The organism is Mucilaginibacter sp. 320_HR, from assembly GCF_059691875.1.
On the sequence record NZ_JCAWAI010000002.1, the window covers coordinates 1021050 to 1038832 of the forward strand.

Consider the following 17783-nt stretch of genomic DNA (forward strand, 5'->3'; position numbering starts at 1 on the left):
CATGAAAAAATCATCTACCCTTCTCTGGCTGTTACTGGCGTTATTTTATTCTATCGAAAGTGAAGCACAGCCCGCCCGCAGCAAAGTTCTTTTTAATAACGATTGGAAGTTTTATAAAGGTGATGTCTCAAATGCCGAAACAAAAGGCTTTAATGATCATGATTGGCGGACGCTAAATTTGCCCCACGATTGGAGCGCTGAAGGTCCGTTTGACAGCAAATGGGCAAGTGCTACGGCGTTCCTGCCTGGTGGAGTCGGCTGGTACCGTAAAGTCTTTAGCCTGCCTGCAGGTATGAAAGGAAAAAAAGTTTTTGTGTACTTTGATGGGGTTTATAACAACAGTGAAGTTTGGATTAATGGTCATTTGTTAGGTAAAAGGCCCAACGGCTTTATAGCTTTTCAGTACGATCTCACTCCCTACCTTGACAAAGGCACTAACCTGATAGCTGTTCGGGCTGATCATTCAAAGTTTGCCGACTCACGCTGGTATACTGGCTCAGGTATTTACCGTAACGTTTACCTGATTGCTACCAATCCTGTTCATGTGGGTTTATGGGGAACCGCTTTCACTAATGAAGGCAGCCAAGGTAAGATATCTGTTAGTGTGGACAACACATCCGCCACCAGGCAGAACGTACTTGTAAAAACTGCCTTGTACGACTCCTCCGGCAAGCTTGCAGCGCAGAACAGTAACTCAGTTATCATTGCGAAAGGTGCTCAAGGTCAGTTATCACTCTCTTTAACCGTGCCGAACGCAAAGTTGTGGTCTGTAGATCAGCCTTATTTGTACAAGATGCAGACGTTAGTATATGTTGGCGCTAAAAAGGTAGATGAGTACACCGAAAAAGTAGGTTTTAAAACAATTAAGTTTGATGCAGAGAATGGCTTCTTCTTAAACGGTAAGAACCTGAAAATAAAAGGTGTATGCCTCCATGACGATGCCGGCGTGCTTGGTGTAGCAGTACCTCAGGAAGTTTGGAGAAGGAGATTGCTTCTGTTGAAGGCTGCAGGCGTGAATTCTGTTAGAATGAGCCATAACCCGCACGCAGACTATTTTTATGACCTGTGCGATGAATTAGGTTTGCTGGTAATGGACGAAGCCTTTGACGAGTGGGAATATGGTAAAAACAAGTGGATAGCAGGCTGGAATCTGGGAAAACCCGGTCAGGATGGTTATCACGAATATTTTAAAGAATGGGGAGCGCGCGACCTGGGCGATATGGTGAAACGTGATCGTAATCACGCCTCAATTTTTATGTGGAGCATTGGTAATGAAATAGACTATCCGAATGACCCCTACAGCGCCCCGGTACTGAGCACCGGCAGAAATCCGCAGATCTACGGAAGAGGTTACCTGCCAGACCATCCTGCCGCAACCGCACTTGGCGAAATTTCTGCAAGGCTGGTTAGGGCTGTAAAGCAGATTGACGTTTCGCGACCAGTCACTGCAGCACTCGCCGGAGTTGCCATGTCTAACACAACTACTTACCCACAAAATTTGGATGTTGTTGGTTATAATTACCAGGAATATCGTTATGACGAGGATCATAGACAATATCCCGAAAGAATAATCTACGGCAGCGAAAACGGCATGAAAGCAGGTTACTGGGCGGCGGTAGACAGTAACAAATATATCAGTGCTCAATATCTGTGGACCGGGATTGACTACATGGGCGAGGCCCACAAATGGCCGGAACATGCAAATGGTGCGGGTTTACTGGATATGGCCGGGTTCCCTAAAGCCGAGTATTATTTTAGGCAAAGCATTTGGACGGAAAAGCCGATGATTTACATAGGCGCATCACGCCCGGCAAGCAATGGTGACAACAGCATTTGGGCACAAAAAGATGCACAACCAATTTGGAACTGGACAAAAGAGGAAAAAGTTGTTGTAAGTTGTTTTAGCAATTGCGAAGAAGCTGAGTTATTTCTTAACGGCAAATCGCTTGGCCGTAAGGTGGTAAAAGATCATACGCTTACCTGGAGCGTCACTTACCAGGAAGGTACACTTACTGCTAAAGGATATAAAAACGCGAAAGTGGCTGCAACTTACGCCATTAGTACTGCAGGTGAGCCGTATACTATTAAAGTACATAAATTCGAATCTGCATCGGCTGTTAAGCCCGAATTGACGCATTTGGAAATACAGATTGTTGATGCAACAGGAGTACCCATATTAACAGCAACTAACAATATAACTGTTACAGTAACCGGCCCTGCAAAATTGCTAGCACTAGAAAGCGGAAGTTTAAACACCACCGAAAGTTATAATGCCGACACCCGCAAGGCTGTGAACGGAAAGTTGTTGGCCTACATCAAATATAGTTCAACAACCGGCAAAGTAAATTTAAAAGTATCAGGGCAGGGTTTAAAAGATCAAATTATAGCATTGTAGCGGTTACAGTGGTCAAGTCAATCTCCAGCATTTAAAAGGATAACATATTAAACAAAAAAGCGCCACCGGCTCTCACAACCGGCGGCGCGTATATAAATCAACTAAATTAAATACTTACTTCTTTTTAATTAAGCTTAATCGGGCATAAAGCTCCGCAATGCAAGCTTCGTCTAAAAGCCATTTAGGTTTGTTCAACTCCAGCTGTTTAGGCAACCAGCTGTGGGTAGTTAGACCGTACTTGTCGCGTGAGTTCATCCACGCATAATTTAAATCGTGCTCTATAGCTCCCAAATATTTGTAGTTGCCATCTACTTTATACAGAGCTTCATATCCTCTGAACAATACAGTAACAAACCATGGCAAATCAATATGCAGCACCAGATTACTATCGTGTGGTACACCGCTGTAATATTTATAACTGTCAGCGGCTAATTGCTGTGCTTGTAGCAAATATTGTTTTTGCCCCGTAAACTGGTAAAGCAGTACCGCCGCCTCTATTAATGAGCCTGTGTTGTATGTCCAAAAGGTGCGGTTTTGCTTCCCGTCGAGTTTTACATCATTGGTGATAATACCGGTTGTGGTATCCCGCAAGGTTTTATACATCCAGCTATAAAAGCGCTTGCCTTGCTCCAGATAATACTTATCCTTGCTGCCCTGGTATATTTTAAGCGCTGTAAGTGTGGCCATACCGTTTGTGCAAGCGGGTTTCTGGTCTTTATGGCCTTCGAGCCAAGTTACGCCGCCGCCCACATCGTCATTCCAGCCGCTCAAAATAAATTTGAACACGTTTTTAGCGCGTTGCAAATAAATCGGGTTTTTGGTGTTAAAGTAGGACTCCATATAATCTATACCGACCAGCCCGTTATCATCATAGTACCTGTCAGCCTTTTCAAACCTAACAGGGTATGCCTGGTACCCTGCCGGCTTCCGTAAGGTATCACGGTACTGCTCTATTCCCATCACTAAACTATCCTGGTAAGTTTTGTATTTGGCTTTCAAGGCTGGCTCTTTCATTAGCACGTTAGTTGCCGAAAAAACGCCCGAGAACGGCCACAAAAAACTCACCTCTTTCTCTTTTACGCTCTCGCCCTGGAAATAGTTGAGTGTATCTTTTTTGTTGGAGGGATAATTTTCTGAAAACAACCCAACCTGAGAAGACACACGGTAATGTTTCCAGATATTGCTATACATTTCCTCGGCACGGTGCAAGTACATTTTACTGGTTGCATTTTGTTGAGCCATGCAGGAAAACGTGTAGCTGATAAAGCCCCCGAAAGCTATCGCGTAGCGTAAATACTTGTTGGTAATTTTCATCAATTTATGTTTTACTGCGCCGAAGGAGGAGGTATTTTTACTCCCCAGTTTGTATTTGGCTGCCTGCCCATTATTAACGTTATTTTGCCGCCCTTCATTAACTCATCTCGATACAGCCAGCAGTTATCAAGCGGTTGGTTGTTAAATTCTGCCGATTGTATATAGAGGTTGTCTTTTGAGTTATTTTTAGTTTGAATAATAAGCGTTCGGCCATTACCCAGCGTAATAGTTGCCTTATCAAACAGTGGGCTGCCCAGTTCAACTATTGGCCTTAGATCTGTAAAACCTTTCACATCAAATAGTCCCAGGGCGTTAATAACATACCACGAACCTAATTGTCCCTGGTCTTCGTCCTGGCCGTAGCCATAACCATGAATGGGTTCCGTTCCGTAAAAATCGCGACCAATGAGTCTGGTCCACTTTTGAGTTAGCCATGGCTTGCCAGAAAAGTTAAAAAGCCAGCTGATATGCAGGTTTGGCTGGTTACCGTGGTTGTAAATAGAGTTTATCCCTGCAAAGGCATCAATTGTTTTGCCCCCCCCGAAGCCAAGTGTTTCTGACACGGTAAAAATGCTGTCGAGCCGTTTATTAAAGTTAGCCTTACCAATAGCGTCAACAAGCCCGGCCGGGTTCTGAGGTACGTAAAAGGTATATTGTATGGCGTTACCTTCCTGAAAACCTCTCCAGGGCTGGTACGGATCAAACTTTTCTATAAAACCGCCGTTTGCCCGTTTCGGCTGCATTAGTTTGTTTCGCGGATTAAAAATTTGCCGCCATCCATTCGAGAGATTAATAAGCTGGCTGTAATCTGTTGTTTTACCCAACGATTTTGCCATTTGCGCCGCGGCAAAAGCGCTGTAACTATACTCTAAGGTGTGAGATCCGGCAAAGTTTGAGCCTGTTGAATCAGTTATGAAATCGCGACCGGTCTGATCGAAAAATGGCACGTAGCCATGATCAACAAAGGCTTTGGTATCCAGCTTACCCGAACCAACCGGTCGGTTGTGGTAATTTAATTCATTAGCTCTAACTGCTTCATACGCCAGGTTAACATCATAGTTGCGAATACCTACATTATACGCGCTGGCCACTGCCAGGGCTACAAAGTTGGTACCTACCCCGGATACATACTCGCTATTGGCAACACCATCACTAAACCAGCCTTTGTCTTTATATATCTGCAATTGGGTGTTCACAAAGCTGCCATACCATTCGGGGTATGACAGAGACCAAAGCTGTGTAAGGTTCCAAAATCCACCCCAAATAGCATCCGTGTTGATGAATTCAGCTTTAAGTTTTTTATCGGTTTGGATAGGTAACTGACCGATTAATCCGCCATGTTTAGGATAGTCGCCGTTTACATCACTGGCTATCCCTCTTCCAAGCAAGGCATGAAATAAGCCTGTATAGAACTTTGTCTTATCCTGTAAATTGCTTCCTTCAACAGCTATTTTACTTAGCTGTTGCTCCCAAACTCCCTGTGCCTTCGCTTTAGCTTGTTTGAATGATAAATTACTTGCTTCAGCCATAAAGTTGGCTTTAGCATTAGCGTTAGACGTGTAGGACAAGCCGGTTTTCACCTCTATCACTTCGTCCTGGTTAGTTTGATAATTAAGTACTAATCCAGCGCCTTTACCGCTAGCAATAGTTGTATTTTCTGTAACAACGCCACTTACAAAAGCATGTACCGTTGAAGGCTTTTTACTCAATTCGCCATAGAAATACATGTTCACTTTTCCCTGCGGGTCATATATCTTCACGTACTTAGGATAAGTGCTCACAAAGCCTTCAAAGTGGGTTTCATCAAGCATTTTAATACTTGCATTGGTAACAATATCGCTTTCTCCCTGCTTGTTGCCAATGTCTAAGATGATGTGCGCCTGATCATTTTTGGGGAATGTGTAGCGTTGGAAGCCTACTCGTTTTGTAGCGGTAAGCTCGGCAGTGATGCCGTAATCATCTAACAAAACTTTGTAGTAGCCTGGTTCAGCAACCTGGTTTTTACGATTAAATTTGGAGCGGTATCCGTTGTTAAGACCCTCCAGGTCGCCGGGTATAACCTTTAGCATCCCTGTAGTAGGCATATAGCTTACACCACCCACCTGCCACTCATGAAAATGTACAAAACCTTCTATAGAGTTTTGGCGGGTATCATAGCCGACAGCTTCCCAACCAGATGGGTTACCATAATGCCCGTTGGTAGACGGAGCCAATTTGGCCATACCATAAGGTACCGCTGCCGGCGTATAAAAGAACCACCTGCTATGGGCCGTACCAATGTTTGGGTTGACGTATTTGGATACACTTTCACGCTTAACGCTACAGCCTGTTAATAAAACAGCGAGCATTGCAGCAGCAGGAATAAATTTAACTTTCATGTATATATTATATAACAACCAACTAAGCTTCAGATTAACTATTTATCGTAAACAGACATCATAGCCTGTACCCTTTGCATCCAGGCCTGATCTACCCCCTCTATTTCCGGCGAGCGGCTTGAACCATCAAAGCTTGCAAAAAAGTAGTAAGCACGGGAGTCGACATTTCTGGTTGCTTTGTTTAAGGCAGCAATGTTATTGCGGGCAAAGGTAAGCCACTTTTGATCTTTATCCTGTTCGTACAGCCTGATCATTCCCTGTGTACCCCAACCGCACCATGCCGGGTTAACACGTGTTTGTGTGGGGTCAGTATTAAAAATGTAGCCTTTGTATTGCGAATTCCATAACACGGTATTCATTGCGTTACCAATAGCCTGCGCTTTTGCTAAATAAGACGCATCGTTTGTTGCCTTGCCAAAAAGTATATCAGCCTCCAGCATCACGGCATTGTCGTACGTAAATTTTTCCAAGTGTTTTGTACCTGAGCCACCTCCATCAATCTTCCAGATGTAAAGGCCACTCGCAGAGTCGTACATGGTTGTACGCAGCCAGTTATTCACCTGGGTAGCCCAGTCACGGTAAATAGTTTCGCCGGTAATAGTGTACAATTTGGCGAAGAGCTGCATAGCCACACCATTTGATTGCGTTGGCTTATCCGGTTTGGAGGTATTCCACCAAAAACCACCGCCGTATGTACTATCCCACAGCCCGCTGTTTATTAGCCAGTCAGCACAAGCTTTAGCCTTAGCTAAATACGCTGCTTTGTCTGTACCGTTAGTTATTTCGTACGCTTCAAGGTAAACCATACCGGTCAAGCCGTTATCATCTACATATTTATCGCCGGCAGCGCCGCTGCCGTTCAGGTTTACAGAAGCAAAGTACCCACCGCGCATGTCTGCCCTGTCCCAAAAGTTCTCCATAAACTTAAAGGTATTATTCATGTAAGGCAAAGCCGAGGCATCGCCCGCGGCCACCAAAGCAGCATCAGCATATATCTGGCTTACGTTGTACCACTCGTAGCAATTATTAGCGTGAGAGGTAGTATTTGCCCGGTAACTAAAGTTAGACGTAAGCAGGTTACTGCTTATAAAGCTGCGCGTTTGCTTAGCCAAATCAAGGTAATTAACGGTGGTTGCAGGTGGGTTAACCACCACAGGCGGTGTTGTGCCACCGCCGCCCCGACCTGGTGTTACTCCTTTATCTTTACTACACGATGCTGCCAATACAGTTGCAACAGCTGCCAACCCAAAAAGTACTTTTTTCATAAGGTGAAAATTTAATTAAGCACCTGCGGCCATCGCCGCAGGTGCTTAAATGTGCAACAGTTTAAAGAACAGTCACTTTGTGTGTATAAGCGTTAGGTTGTAACATCACATCAACTTTAACATTCTTCCTGTCGGCAGACGGATCAAACTTATACGTGTTATCCCATTGCGAATTAGTAACCGGAACCAGGTAAAAGTAGGAAGCTGCCTGGCCTGCCGGCGAAACGTTGTTTGCGTTAGTGCTTCCCTTATATTCTAAGCCTGTTGCAGTGTGGATGATGAACTTGTAGCGTTCGTCACGACCCCAGGAGAACTGATAGAATTCAACGGGGATGCTTGCCGCTTCAAATACACCGTTACCAATGTAGTTAAGGGTACCTATTTCGGTACCATATGCTGACATGTATAAACCGATAGATTGTATTTCTAACGACTTGGTAGTAGCTGATGTAAAATCATAGTTTAAGCGGTAAGTTTTGGCAGTACCTGTAACAGTTACAGCGCTTGCACCTTCCTTAATCACGCCGTTTTCAATGTAATATTTTTTACCTCCGTCAGCATTTTTATCGGTAAGGTAGTAGTCGCCTGCCTTTAGAGAGGTGTAAATCTCAAACACACCGTCTTCTACCTTTTTTAGCTTAACTGCTTTGCTTAGATCAGCACCACCTTCGGTAGCCGAGCCGGTGATGTACAAATCGATAGGGTTTTCAGCAAATCCGGCGGGACGTTCCAACTGCAACATGCGCGATGCAGAAGAAGGCAAGGCATTTGTACCTTTAGACGCTATAACTGTCCACTTTAACTTTCCGGTGCTTGAAGAAGCGATACCTGCTGCATTGGCAATTTTATTAAGGTCCTTATGTGTTATGGTGATCTCTGTTTTTACACCACCGCCATCAGAAACAACTTTGTAAACAGGTTTGCTAAAATCGCCACCCTCTTTATCAAACGCTATTTCATAAAGTATCAAGCCGCCATCATCAGTAGATGCCGCGTCCCACTTGAATAAAATGTTTGCGGAACTTGTAGGGTCAAGTTTTACATCCGCATTGTCGTTAGGTGTAGCCAGGGATCCAACCGGAGTGAGGCTAAGGTCTAAAGGTCTGTTGTCTTTTTTGCAGGAACTTGCTGCAATTACCACTAGCAGCATTATACCTGCCAGCTTTATTATCTTCTTCATAATATTTATGGTTTGATTGATTTATTGAGTGTAGCCGGGGTTTTGAACAAGGTTTTTATTCAGATCGACATCATGCGCGGGAATGGCCCACAGGTAATCACGATTGGGGTTGAACTTACGCAGCTGTACCCTTATGTAACCGTTGTCTGTATTTTGGTCATTAGAAAACTTAGCCCCGTGGATATAGCCATTCATTACTGTTTCGGCGGTCTTCCATCTGCGGATATCATCAACACGCAAGCCTTCCATCGCCAGCTCTACCCTTCTTTCGCGACGGATGATGTTAGTCATGTTGCCTGTTCCCGGATAATTTAAAGCGCCTGCATCTGTGAAGCCGGCTCTCGCCCGTAATGCGCCAATGGTTTTCGCCCAAACACTGGCATCCATCTGTCCAAGGCTTTGTTTTGCTTCTGCGTAATCTAAAAGGATCTCCGCATACCTGATAAGGTGCAGGTTGTTGCCCGAAACGAAGTTGGCCAGTGCGCTTGGATCATAGTATTTTCTCCAGTAATATGCCGTCGCCGATGCCGCCTGCGAACCCGCGTTGTATTCATCTAATCCAGGCTGAACAGGGTCTGTGCCTGGCTTAATGTAAATGGTTTTAGTAGTATTATTTGCATTTACCCAGGTATAACGGTCGTAAACTACTGTAGCAGTTAAACGAGGGTCGCGGTTTACGTAAGGGTTAGTTTCCACATAGCCAGAGCCGGCTTCTTTGATTCCTTTGCCGTTTAGCATAATATAATCATCAACCAACTCCTGTGTAGGCGCCATGTTACTTACACGACCACCAACAGTGCGTGGAGCGAAATCCCAAAAGTTTTGCCATGTACGTAAAGTAGGCACATACTGTAGAGAGAGTATACTCTCTTTAGTGGTTTTATTAACGTTGGGATCGCTGAACAAAGCGCTGTAACTAGTTTCCAAACCGTATGAGCCGTTCGTACCCTGGTCATTCATGAGTTTCTCACAAATGGTTACTACATCGGCCATACGGTTTCCCTCATACAACAATACCCTTGCTTCTAATGCTAGTGCTGCACCTTTAGTTATACGGCCATTCTCGGTAGCTGGGATCGCGTCTTTTGATGGCAGATCATTAACTATAGCTTCCAGTTCTTTAACCACAAAGTTTATCACTTCTGCTTTTGGTGAGCGCGAAACTGTTTGGGCTTCCTCGGGAGTAGCATCGTGATCAACAATTGGCACATCACCATACCATTTGGTTAGGTTAAAATGCTCAAACGCACGTATAAAACGTGTCTCTGCTACCAGCCTGGTTTTTACCGCAGCAGGCAGTGTTGTGTTTTTATCTATGTTTGCCAAAAATATATTACAAGATTTTATTGCCGAGTAATAATTGTTCCAGTCGCCGGCAAATTTCCCTGTTTGCGATGTTGCATTGCCACTGGCAATAACATTAAGGTCGCCTGATGGTGAGTAGGCGTTGTCAGATAATGCTTCTGCATCAAAATATAAACCGCTGTTATAAATTAAGCTGTAGTTGTTGTATAGTGCGTTATAAACGTTTGCGTCGACCTGCCAGAAGGTAAGATCGGAAAACCGGTCTGTTGGAGCGATATCGAGTTTTTTACAACCCGATGCTGCTAAAACCGCAACAGATACGATTAAAAGCTTTTTAAAAAATCTCATTTTCTTATGTTTTTAAATTATCTGTTCTTTAGAATGTAATGTCGAGGCCGGCACCGTAAAATACAGGTAGCGGATATTGCCTTGCACTGTTAGAGGCCGAACCAGGGTTAAGGTTATTGCCAAACTCAGATGTTTCCGGGTCAATAAACTTCAGCTTGCTCAATGTTGCCAGGTTTTGGCCGATGAGTGATACCCTTAACCGCTGTATACCTAACTTCTTGGTAACACTGCTGCTAAAGTTGTAACCTATGTTTACGTTCTTTAACCTTGCGTAAGCTGCATCATACTTATACAAATCAGACCCGGTACGCCAGTTGTTTGTATTTGACGGAGAACCAATGTTAGCCAATATTGGGTAACGGGCATTCGGATTGGTTGGCGACCAAATATCTGTTTGATGTTCATAAACAGTAGCACCATAACCATAGTGGAACGGTTCCACAAGTTCGCCGCGCAGGAATGCATCACGTTTGCCTACACCCTGTATAAAGAATGATAAATCGAATCCTTTGTAAGCAACACGGTAGGTGAAGCCAAATGTGTAACGCGGGAACGGGTTACCTAACACAGTTTTATCTTTCTCGTCAATTATACCGTCGCTGTTGCGGTCTTTAAACTTCAAATCGCCAGGCTGTACGTTATTACCTGCAAGTTTTGGCGAGTTATCGATATCTTGTTGATTCTGAAAGAAACCGTTTGTTTCATAACCGTAGTACTGCGTAATGGGTTCTCCTACCCTCCTGATTAGTTGGAATACATCCTGGTTGTAGATGGTCTGCGTAGCACTACCGGTCAATTTTAACAATGTATTCTTATTGTCGGCAACGTTTATGCTAAAGCTTTGGCTAACTTCTTTGCCGCGCAAATTGTACGTAAGGGATGCTTCCCAACCTTTATTTTTTACCTTGGCAACGTTATAGTCCGGAGAGCCAGCGCCGAAGATGAATGGCACATCGGCACGAGGTGCAAGAATGTTGCTTCTGATTTCACGGAAGTAATCGAAAGTAGCCGTTAACCTGTCATCAAATAAGCCTGCATCAAAGCCAATATTAAGCTTTGCTGCTTTTTCCCAAGTGATATCGCGGTTAGCAATATTTGTACCCGCACCACCTACTATATTGTTTCCAAAACCATATGCATTAGCATAGTTAAAGTAGGTAGTTTGATACTGGTAGTTACCTACGTTTTGGTTACCTACAGTACCGTAAGATGCCCTGAGCTTAAAGGTGCTCAGCGTATTCTTAACAGGTGCCATAAAGTCTTCCTGGGTCACGATCCATCCTGCGCTTACAGATGGAAAGAAACTTGCGCGATTACCGGCTGCAAATTTCGAGGAAGCGTCCTCACGGAATAATGCCTCAAACAGGTATTTATCTTTATAGGAGTAGTTAATACGTCCAAACGCAGATAGTAAGCTTGTTGAGTTTACTGCTATACTGTTGTTAGAGTTTTGTGTATCAACAATAGTACCCGTGGTTGGCGTTCCCAAGAGCGGATCAGTTAGCGTTTTTTGTAACTGAAAACCCCTTTGATTGTAAGTTTCACTTGATGCACCGATCTGAATTTTAAAGTTATGATCGTTTACTTTTTTGCTGTACTCAGCAGATAGTTTGGTATTGGTTAGGAACGATTTACTGTTGCCGTCCAATACTGTCAGGTCGTTACCATAAACACCAGCGGGTAAGTAATTAACCTGGGTACGGCGGAAAAAGGTTCCGTTATTTTGAATGGTACCGCCAAACTCTCCAACAAGTTTTAAATCTTTAGTAATACTTAGCTGACCATTAAACGCTCCGAATATCTCATCATTATCAGCCTGATTGTAACCTCCCTTTTCCAGCACACCGTATTCATTATACTGTGATGCAACCGGATTAGTCAGGTAATTGCCGTTCTCATCCTGCCAGTTGTAGTTGTGCGGAACGCGGTTAGCATCTGCAAAGATGTTATTATCGCCAACACTGTTGGTTTTGTTGCGGGTTTTGGTATAATTCAGAATAATGTTAGTCCTGAAACGTCCTATTACCGAAGTTTGATTCAGCCTTAAATTATACTTCTGGTAACCGAAATCGGCACCTGTGCCACCATTACCTATCAGGTTGCTTCCCTGATTCTGGTAACCGGCAGATATATAATAAGAGTTGGTTTCGCCACCGCCTGTTATGTTCACGTTGTGCGATTGCAGCGGAGCTTTTTTTAGCAAGTGCTCAATATCCCAGGTACCATTACCGGCATCTTTCAAAGCCTGGATCTGGTCGGGTGTGTAAGCTGCGGGCAGGCCTGAGTTAATGAGCGACTGGTTTTTGTAATAAGCGTTATCCCAGGCATCAACTTTATGAACCAACACTTTGGCATCCTGCAAACCATAGCTGCCATTATAACTCACAGAGGGCTTAGCGTTAAATTTACCGGCCTTTGTAGTAACTAAAATTACCCCGTTAGCTGCACGTGAGCCGTAAATAGCTGCAGAACCTGCATCCTTTAGTACAGATACACTGGCAATGTCATTAGGGTTGATAGTGTTTAAGTTACCCCCTACTATACCATCAATAACAACAAGCGGCGTGTTATCGCCAAGCGTTCCTATACCTCGTATATTTACCGTAACATCGCTGCCGGGGTTTAAGTTAGTTTGTTGTATAATCAAGTTTGGCGATTCACCCTGTAGCGCTTGGTAAGTATTTAGTACCGGTTTGCTCTCGATATTTTTAGAGCTTATAGTACCAACCGCACCGGTAACGTTAATCCGTTTTTGAGTGCCATAACCTACTACCACCACTTCATTAAGGTTGGTGTTGTTGGTTTTTAGATTTACGTTGATTTCTGTTTTACCTGAAATAGCAATATCCTGTTTGATATAGCCAATGAACGAGAAGCTTATGCTGCGGCTTGCGTAAGCATCAGGTATGTTAAGAGTGTACCGGCCGTTTACATCAGTTATGGTACCAATGTTAGTGCCGGCAATACTTACGTTAACACCGGGTAACGGCTGGTTAGTTTCGTCTAACACTCTACCGGTTACGGTAATGTCAACAACCTTTTTTGTGTAGAACAATGGTTTTGTGCCCACAGCATAAGCAGCGCTGTTAAAAGCGGCTATGCCCAGCATACCTGCTACAATGGGTCTGCTGTAAAGCCATTTAAGCTTTTTAAGTTTTTGTAATAGTTTTGATCTCATAACTACGGATTGATGGTTTATATTGGTTTGGTTTATATTGGCTTGTTATAATTTAGGTCTATTTAGGTGGTAGTCTTCTTTCCAGTAACGCTCTATGTTTTCCAGGGAACGGCCCTTAGTTTCGGGAATTAACTTCCAGGTGATCCACAATGCCGGTGAGCAGCAAAGGGCAAAAAGCCAAAATGTCCACGACGAACCCAGACCTTCCAGCATAACTGGCGTTAACTGGCCAACTAAAAAATTGCCTATCCATAAGGATAAGGTTGCAAGCGCCATAGCTTTGCCACGCACCGCGTTGGGGAATATCTCGCCCACAACAACCCAGCAAACCGGGCCGAATGAAAAAGCAAAGCAGGCGATGAAAGCCAGAATGAATATGAGTATCCAGGGACCAGAAGTAACACCCAGCGCAAACAGGGCTCCTATAATAAGAAGCGACAGTACTGCGCCGCCAACACCTGCATAAAGCAGTGGCTTACGACCCCATTTGTCTATGGTAAAAATTGCAACGAAGGTAAATACTACGTTTACAAGCCCTATTGTTACCTGACCGCCTAGCGCATTGTTGAGCGTAAAGCCGGCTTGTTCTAAAATGCGCGGACCATAGTATATTACTGCATTTATACCGCAAACCTGCGATAAAAAAGGTAGCAGCAAACCAATCAGTAACGCTTTGCGGTATACAGGTTTAAATAGCTCTTTAAGGAAGGTATTGTCCGCCTCGTCCTGATCTTTAAAAGCTTTGATCTCATTTGCTGCAGCGTTCTCACCATCTATTTTGATAAGTATGGTTCTTGCTTTTTGCTCTTCTCCTTTTAACAAAAGCCACCTTGGTGACTCCGGCACCATAAATAAGGATAACAAGAATATAGCAGCAGGTAAAGCACCCAAGCCAAGCATTGCTCGCCACACCTCGGCCGAGAAAATATTTTGCAATAACCCCGATGAGTAGCTATCATTTACGTGATTAGCTAGATAAGCATTAGAAAAATAAGCCAGCACAATGCCAATTGTTAAAGCCAATTGGTAAAGAGACACCATCATACCACGGTATCTAGATGGAGAAAATTCTGATATATACAGCGGTGACACCATTGATGCTACACCTATGCCCAAGCCACCTATCAGGCGAAAGATAATTAACTCGGTAAACGAATTGGTAAGCATACAGCCTAATGCTGATGCCAAGAACAACACTGCTGATAGGATCAGCACTATTTTGCGCCCGTACTTATCACTTAACTTGCCCGAAAAGCTTACCCCTATTATACAACCCAATAAAGCACAGCTTACAAACCAGCCTTCACTTACGGCAGTGAGGCCAAAATCCTTTTTAACCAGGCTCACGGTGCCTGATATTACGGCAGTATCAAACCCAAATAAGAATCCTCCAAGAGCAGCCACCAGGCAAACCAGGTACAGGTATGTGGTACTTTTTTTCGCACCAGTATAGTTTATTGTGTCTATCATGGTGCTTATTTTAGAAATGCTTTTACAACTTTAGCTCTGCCTTCACTCAGGTTGGTAATAGTGTAAGATCCGGCCGCTGCAGGAATCACGAAGGTTTCAGCATAAGCAAAATCATGTTTGATGCCGTTGGCGGTTTGTATGGATATTGCTTTCCCTTCAACCAGCATTAACACATGGCACACGTTGTTAGTCTCTACTGTTACGGTGTTATCAAATTCAATGCGGTGCACATCATAAAAGTGTTCGGCGTGTGTTGGTACATGTACCAACTGATAATCTGCCGTTTGATCAATTATTTGGGGTTTTGATATCAGTTCGCGGTGAACCTGTTCACCTTTGCGGTTAAAATCAAGATTTTTAAAGGCGTGATCTATATTTATCGGACGCGGATTTCCGTCCAGATCAAGCCGTACCCAATCGTACATTTTAAAGGTGAAAATGTAGGGCGTAGCACTTATCTCCAACACCAGGTTACCGGCACCGGCGCTATGCACAGTGCTGTTTGGTATCAGAAAAAGATCGTGCTTGTTTGCAGGGTGCGATTGCACATACTGCTCTATTTCTAACGCCTCGCCGGTTTGTTGACTTTGCTCTAACGCCGAACGGAAATTGGCAGGGTCAATTCTTTCCTGAAAACCAAGGTATACACGCGCGCTATCCTCACAATCTAATATGTAATAAGTCTCATCCTGCGTAATGTTCTCGCCAAAGTTTTCCTGTATATATTGCAGTTTAGGATGGCACTGAATTGAAAGATTACCACCCTCGTAAGTATCTAAAAAATCGAAGCGGATCGGGAATTCATCACCAAAACGTTCTGCGTGTTTCCCAAGAATATTCCCGTTGTTGCTGAACATTAGCATGTCGAACGACACTTCCAGCAGATTACCATCACTTTCAAAAACTAAACCATTTTCAGGTACTATCAACTCAAACGACCATGCGAGGTTCACCACATCGGTATTCAAGTTTTTAATGTGCCTTTTCATCCATTGGCCGCCCCAAGCACCCGGTTCAAACCAGGGACGAACACGCAATACAGATGTGCTTAAACTATCGAGTGCTTTAGTCAGTTCAGTTCTGTACATCCAGTTGATGCTGTCCGGCCACTGGCTATCTGCAACAACGGCGATTTCATTCAGGATAGTTTTTTTATGCTCATTAAGCATCACCCAGTCCACAAAGTAGAAACGTTTGTACATCTGGAAAGGCTCGTCGTTTTCCGCAGCACCCAAATTTGTAATGCTGCCTGCACGCATCCTGAACTGGATCTCGTTTTTCGGCAGATCGATGTAGATAATCGGAGCTTCCCACCCTGACAAGGCGGCACCAGTACCAATTATAATGTTCAGGTCACTATTATTATTTGCTTTTTGGGATGTTAAGGCATTTTCAAACAGATCCGATAATTTTAAATTTGTTTTAGTACCCCATACTGATTCATGTTCGCCTAAAAAGGGCTTTACCGTTAATGCTATCACATCAGCAGGTTTTAGCAGATCACTGGTTGTTATCCAATTAACCTTTAGGCCAACATCGTTAAAGCAATCCTGAAGATTTGCCTGAATCCTGTCCCAAAACACACCAACATAACCATCTATTAAAACTGTCTTTTCCTTAATGATATATTTAGCAAGGGAATCGAAGCCATTATAGATTTTGCCTGAACCAAGTGATGCAGTTGGATAAATGTTATAATCTCCTTCAACTTTCAAGGCATCATCAACCTTATCGGGCATTAAGAATTGTGATGTCTTTCGCAGCTGCATGTTAGTCTCTGGATATGATTTAATAGTAGTATCGATATTCATTTATTTGTAGTAATGTATGTACATATTAACAATCAAATAAAACGACCTGATGCGGTAGTTTCCTTAGCATTAATGACTAAATGATTGTTGATTTATATTGGTTATGTACAAACATATGAACAAATTAATAAATTAAAAATTATTTTGTTATAAATTTTTCCTTGGTGTAAAGCATACACATAAGCTTTTATTGCTTCCTGTATGTTTAATATGTATGTACAATGGGCACAACAAATTGAAAATTATTATCATTGCAATAGCATACCTGTCATGAAATACACCATAGATCATAAGAGCCCCATCCCCCTACATATACAGGCTGAAGAACTCTTAAGAAAACTAATAGCCGAGGATGACTTTCAGAATGGCAAGCTTTTACCTAATGAGGTTGAGCTAGCTAAAATGTTGGCAATATCGCGCACTACACTTCGGCAGGCTATAAACAAGCTGGTGTACGAAGGTTTGCTGATAAGAAAAAAGCGTACAGGTACCAAAGTAAACCAGGGCACTGTAAGTTCAAAATCTAATAATTGGCTTAGCTTTTCGCAAGAGATGAAACTGCGGGGCATTACCATAAAAAACTTTGAGCTGCATGTTACCTGGGTGTATCCTGATGAGATACTGGCTAACTTTTTTGAGATTAAAACAGACAGGAAGGTTTTGAAAATGGAACGTGTACGTGGCAAAATCGATGAACCATTTGTATACTTCATTTCTTACTTTCACCCACGCATTGGGCTTACCGGCGATGAGGACTTCAAACGGCCCCTTTATGAACTGCTTGAAATGGATTATTCCACCACGGCCACGCTATCCAAAGAGGAAATAAGTGCCCATGCAGCCGAAGATGAGATTGCCGCTAAATTAAGGATTGCTAAGGGCTCCCCGGTGCTTTTCCGCAAGAGGTTTGTTTTTGACCAAGGCGAGCGTCCGCTTGAATATAATTTAGGATATTATAAAGCTGACAGCTTTGTTTACACTGTGGAAAGCAGGCGGTAAAAGTAATCCTCAATGTTTGAGGTAAAACAATGTGGATTACGTTCAATGCAGAGCGTTTAAAATAGAAGTCGATTGTTGTTGCGCTATCTATTATAGATGACAATCATCAGCAATAGTTTACACAGACATGCCTAAATTCA

10 protein-coding genes are annotated in these 17783 nt (G+C 43.3%); 2 read left to right on the forward strand and 8 right to left on the reverse strand.

From position 1 onward, the window contains the following. The first annotated feature begins 1 nt into the window (after window position 1). Window positions 2-2395: a glycoside hydrolase family 2 TIM barrel-domain containing protein gene (locus AC59GT_RS10065; RefSeq protein WP_497237521.1), complete on the forward strand. Its 2394-nt coding sequence runs from the start codon at window positions 2-4 to the stop codon at window positions 2393-2395. 114 nt (window positions 2396-2509) lie between these two features. On the opposite strand, the gene AC59GT_RS10070 is transcribed toward AC59GT_RS10065, so the two are convergent. The 8 genes from AC59GT_RS10070 to AC59GT_RS10105 all read right to left on the reverse strand — a co-directional run bounded on the left by AC59GT_RS10070 (window position 2510) and on the right by AC59GT_RS10105 (window position 16644). Further along, window positions 2510-3709 (reverse strand): glycoside hydrolase family 76 protein, encoded by a 1200-nt coding sequence (locus AC59GT_RS10070; RefSeq protein WP_497237522.1) that lies wholly within the window; start codon window positions 3707-3709, stop codon window positions 2510-2512. Window positions 3710-3720: 11 nt separating this feature from the next. Then, a complete protein-coding gene (locus tag AC59GT_RS10075; protein ID WP_497237523.1) occupies window positions 3721-6087 on the reverse strand; it encodes a GH92 family glycosyl hydrolase in 2367 nt (788 codons plus the stop codon). 38 nt (window positions 6088-6125) lie between these two features. Then, on the reverse strand, window positions 6126-7352 hold the full coding sequence (locus tag AC59GT_RS10080; protein ID WP_497237524.1) for a glycoside hydrolase family 76 protein: 1227 nt from the start codon (window positions 7350-7352) through the stop codon (window positions 6126-6128). 61 nt (window positions 7353-7413) lie between these two features. Further along, window positions 7414-8532, reverse strand: coding sequence for a SusE domain-containing protein (locus AC59GT_RS10085; protein WP_497237525.1), 1119 nt, complete (start codon window positions 8530-8532; stop codon window positions 7414-7416). Window positions 8533-8553: 21 nt separating this feature from the next. Continuing rightward, window positions 8554-10185: a RagB/SusD family nutrient uptake outer membrane protein gene (locus tag AC59GT_RS10090; protein WP_497237526.1), complete on the reverse strand. Its 1632-nt coding sequence runs from the start codon at window positions 10183-10185 to the stop codon at window positions 8554-8556. Between the two features lie 28 nt (window positions 10186-10213). Next, on the reverse strand, window positions 10214-13363 hold the full coding sequence (locus AC59GT_RS10095) for a SusC/RagA family TonB-linked outer membrane protein (RefSeq protein WP_497237527.1): 3150 nt from the start codon (window positions 13361-13363) through the stop codon (window positions 10214-10216). A gap of 45 nt (window positions 13364-13408) precedes the next feature. After that, entirely contained in the window at window positions 13409-14833 is a 1425-nt protein-coding gene (locus tag AC59GT_RS10100) for a sugar porter family MFS transporter (RefSeq protein ID WP_497237528.1), read from the reverse strand. Window positions 14834-14838: 5 nt separating this feature from the next. After that, a complete protein-coding gene (locus tag AC59GT_RS10105) occupies window positions 14839-16644 on the reverse strand; it encodes a class I mannose-6-phosphate isomerase (RefSeq protein ID WP_497237529.1) in 1806 nt (601 codons plus the stop codon). 270 nt (window positions 16645-16914) lie between these two features. Here AC59GT_RS10105 and AC59GT_RS10110 point away from each other — a divergent pair, with 270 nt between their 5' ends. Further along, complete coding sequence (locus AC59GT_RS10110; RefSeq protein ID WP_497237530.1) at window positions 16915-17643, forward strand: GntR family transcriptional regulator; 729 nt, start codon at window positions 16915-16917, stop codon at window positions 17641-17643. The last annotated feature ends 140 nt before the right edge of the window (window positions 17644-17783 follow it).

Coding starts and splice junctions, on each gene's coding strand:
- AC59GT_RS10065 (WP_497237521.1), top strand. CDS start 2: ATGAAAAAATCATCTACCCTTCTCTGGCTGTTACTGGCGTTATTTTAT.
- AC59GT_RS10070 (WP_497237522.1), bottom strand. CDS start 3,709: ATGAAAATTACCAACAAGTATTTACGCTACGCGATAGCTTTCGGGGGC.
- AC59GT_RS10075 (WP_497237523.1), bottom strand. CDS start 6,087: ATGAAAGTTAAATTTATTCCTGCTGCTGCAATGCTCGCTGTTTTATTA.
- AC59GT_RS10080 (WP_497237524.1), bottom strand. CDS start 7,352: ATGAAAAAAGTACTTTTTGGGTTGGCAGCTGTTGCAACTGTATTGGCA.
- AC59GT_RS10085 (WP_497237525.1), bottom strand. CDS start 8,532: ATGAAGAAGATAATAAAGCTGGCAGGTATAATGCTGCTAGTGGTAATT.
- AC59GT_RS10090 (WP_497237526.1), bottom strand. CDS start 10,185: ATGAGATTTTTTAAAAAGCTTTTAATCGTATCTGTTGCGGTTTTAGCA.
- AC59GT_RS10095 (WP_497237527.1), bottom strand. CDS start 13,363: ATGAGATCAAAACTATTACAAAAACTTAAAAAGCTTAAATGGCTTTAC.
- AC59GT_RS10100 (WP_497237528.1), bottom strand. CDS start 14,833: ATGATAGACACAATAAACTATACTGGTGCGAAAAAAAGTACCACATAC.
- AC59GT_RS10105 (WP_497237529.1), bottom strand. CDS start 16,644: ATGAATATCGATACTACTATTAAATCATATCCAGAGACTAACATGCAG.
- AC59GT_RS10110 (WP_497237530.1), top strand. CDS start 16,915: ATGAAATACACCATAGATCATAAGAGCCCCATCCCCCTACATATACAG.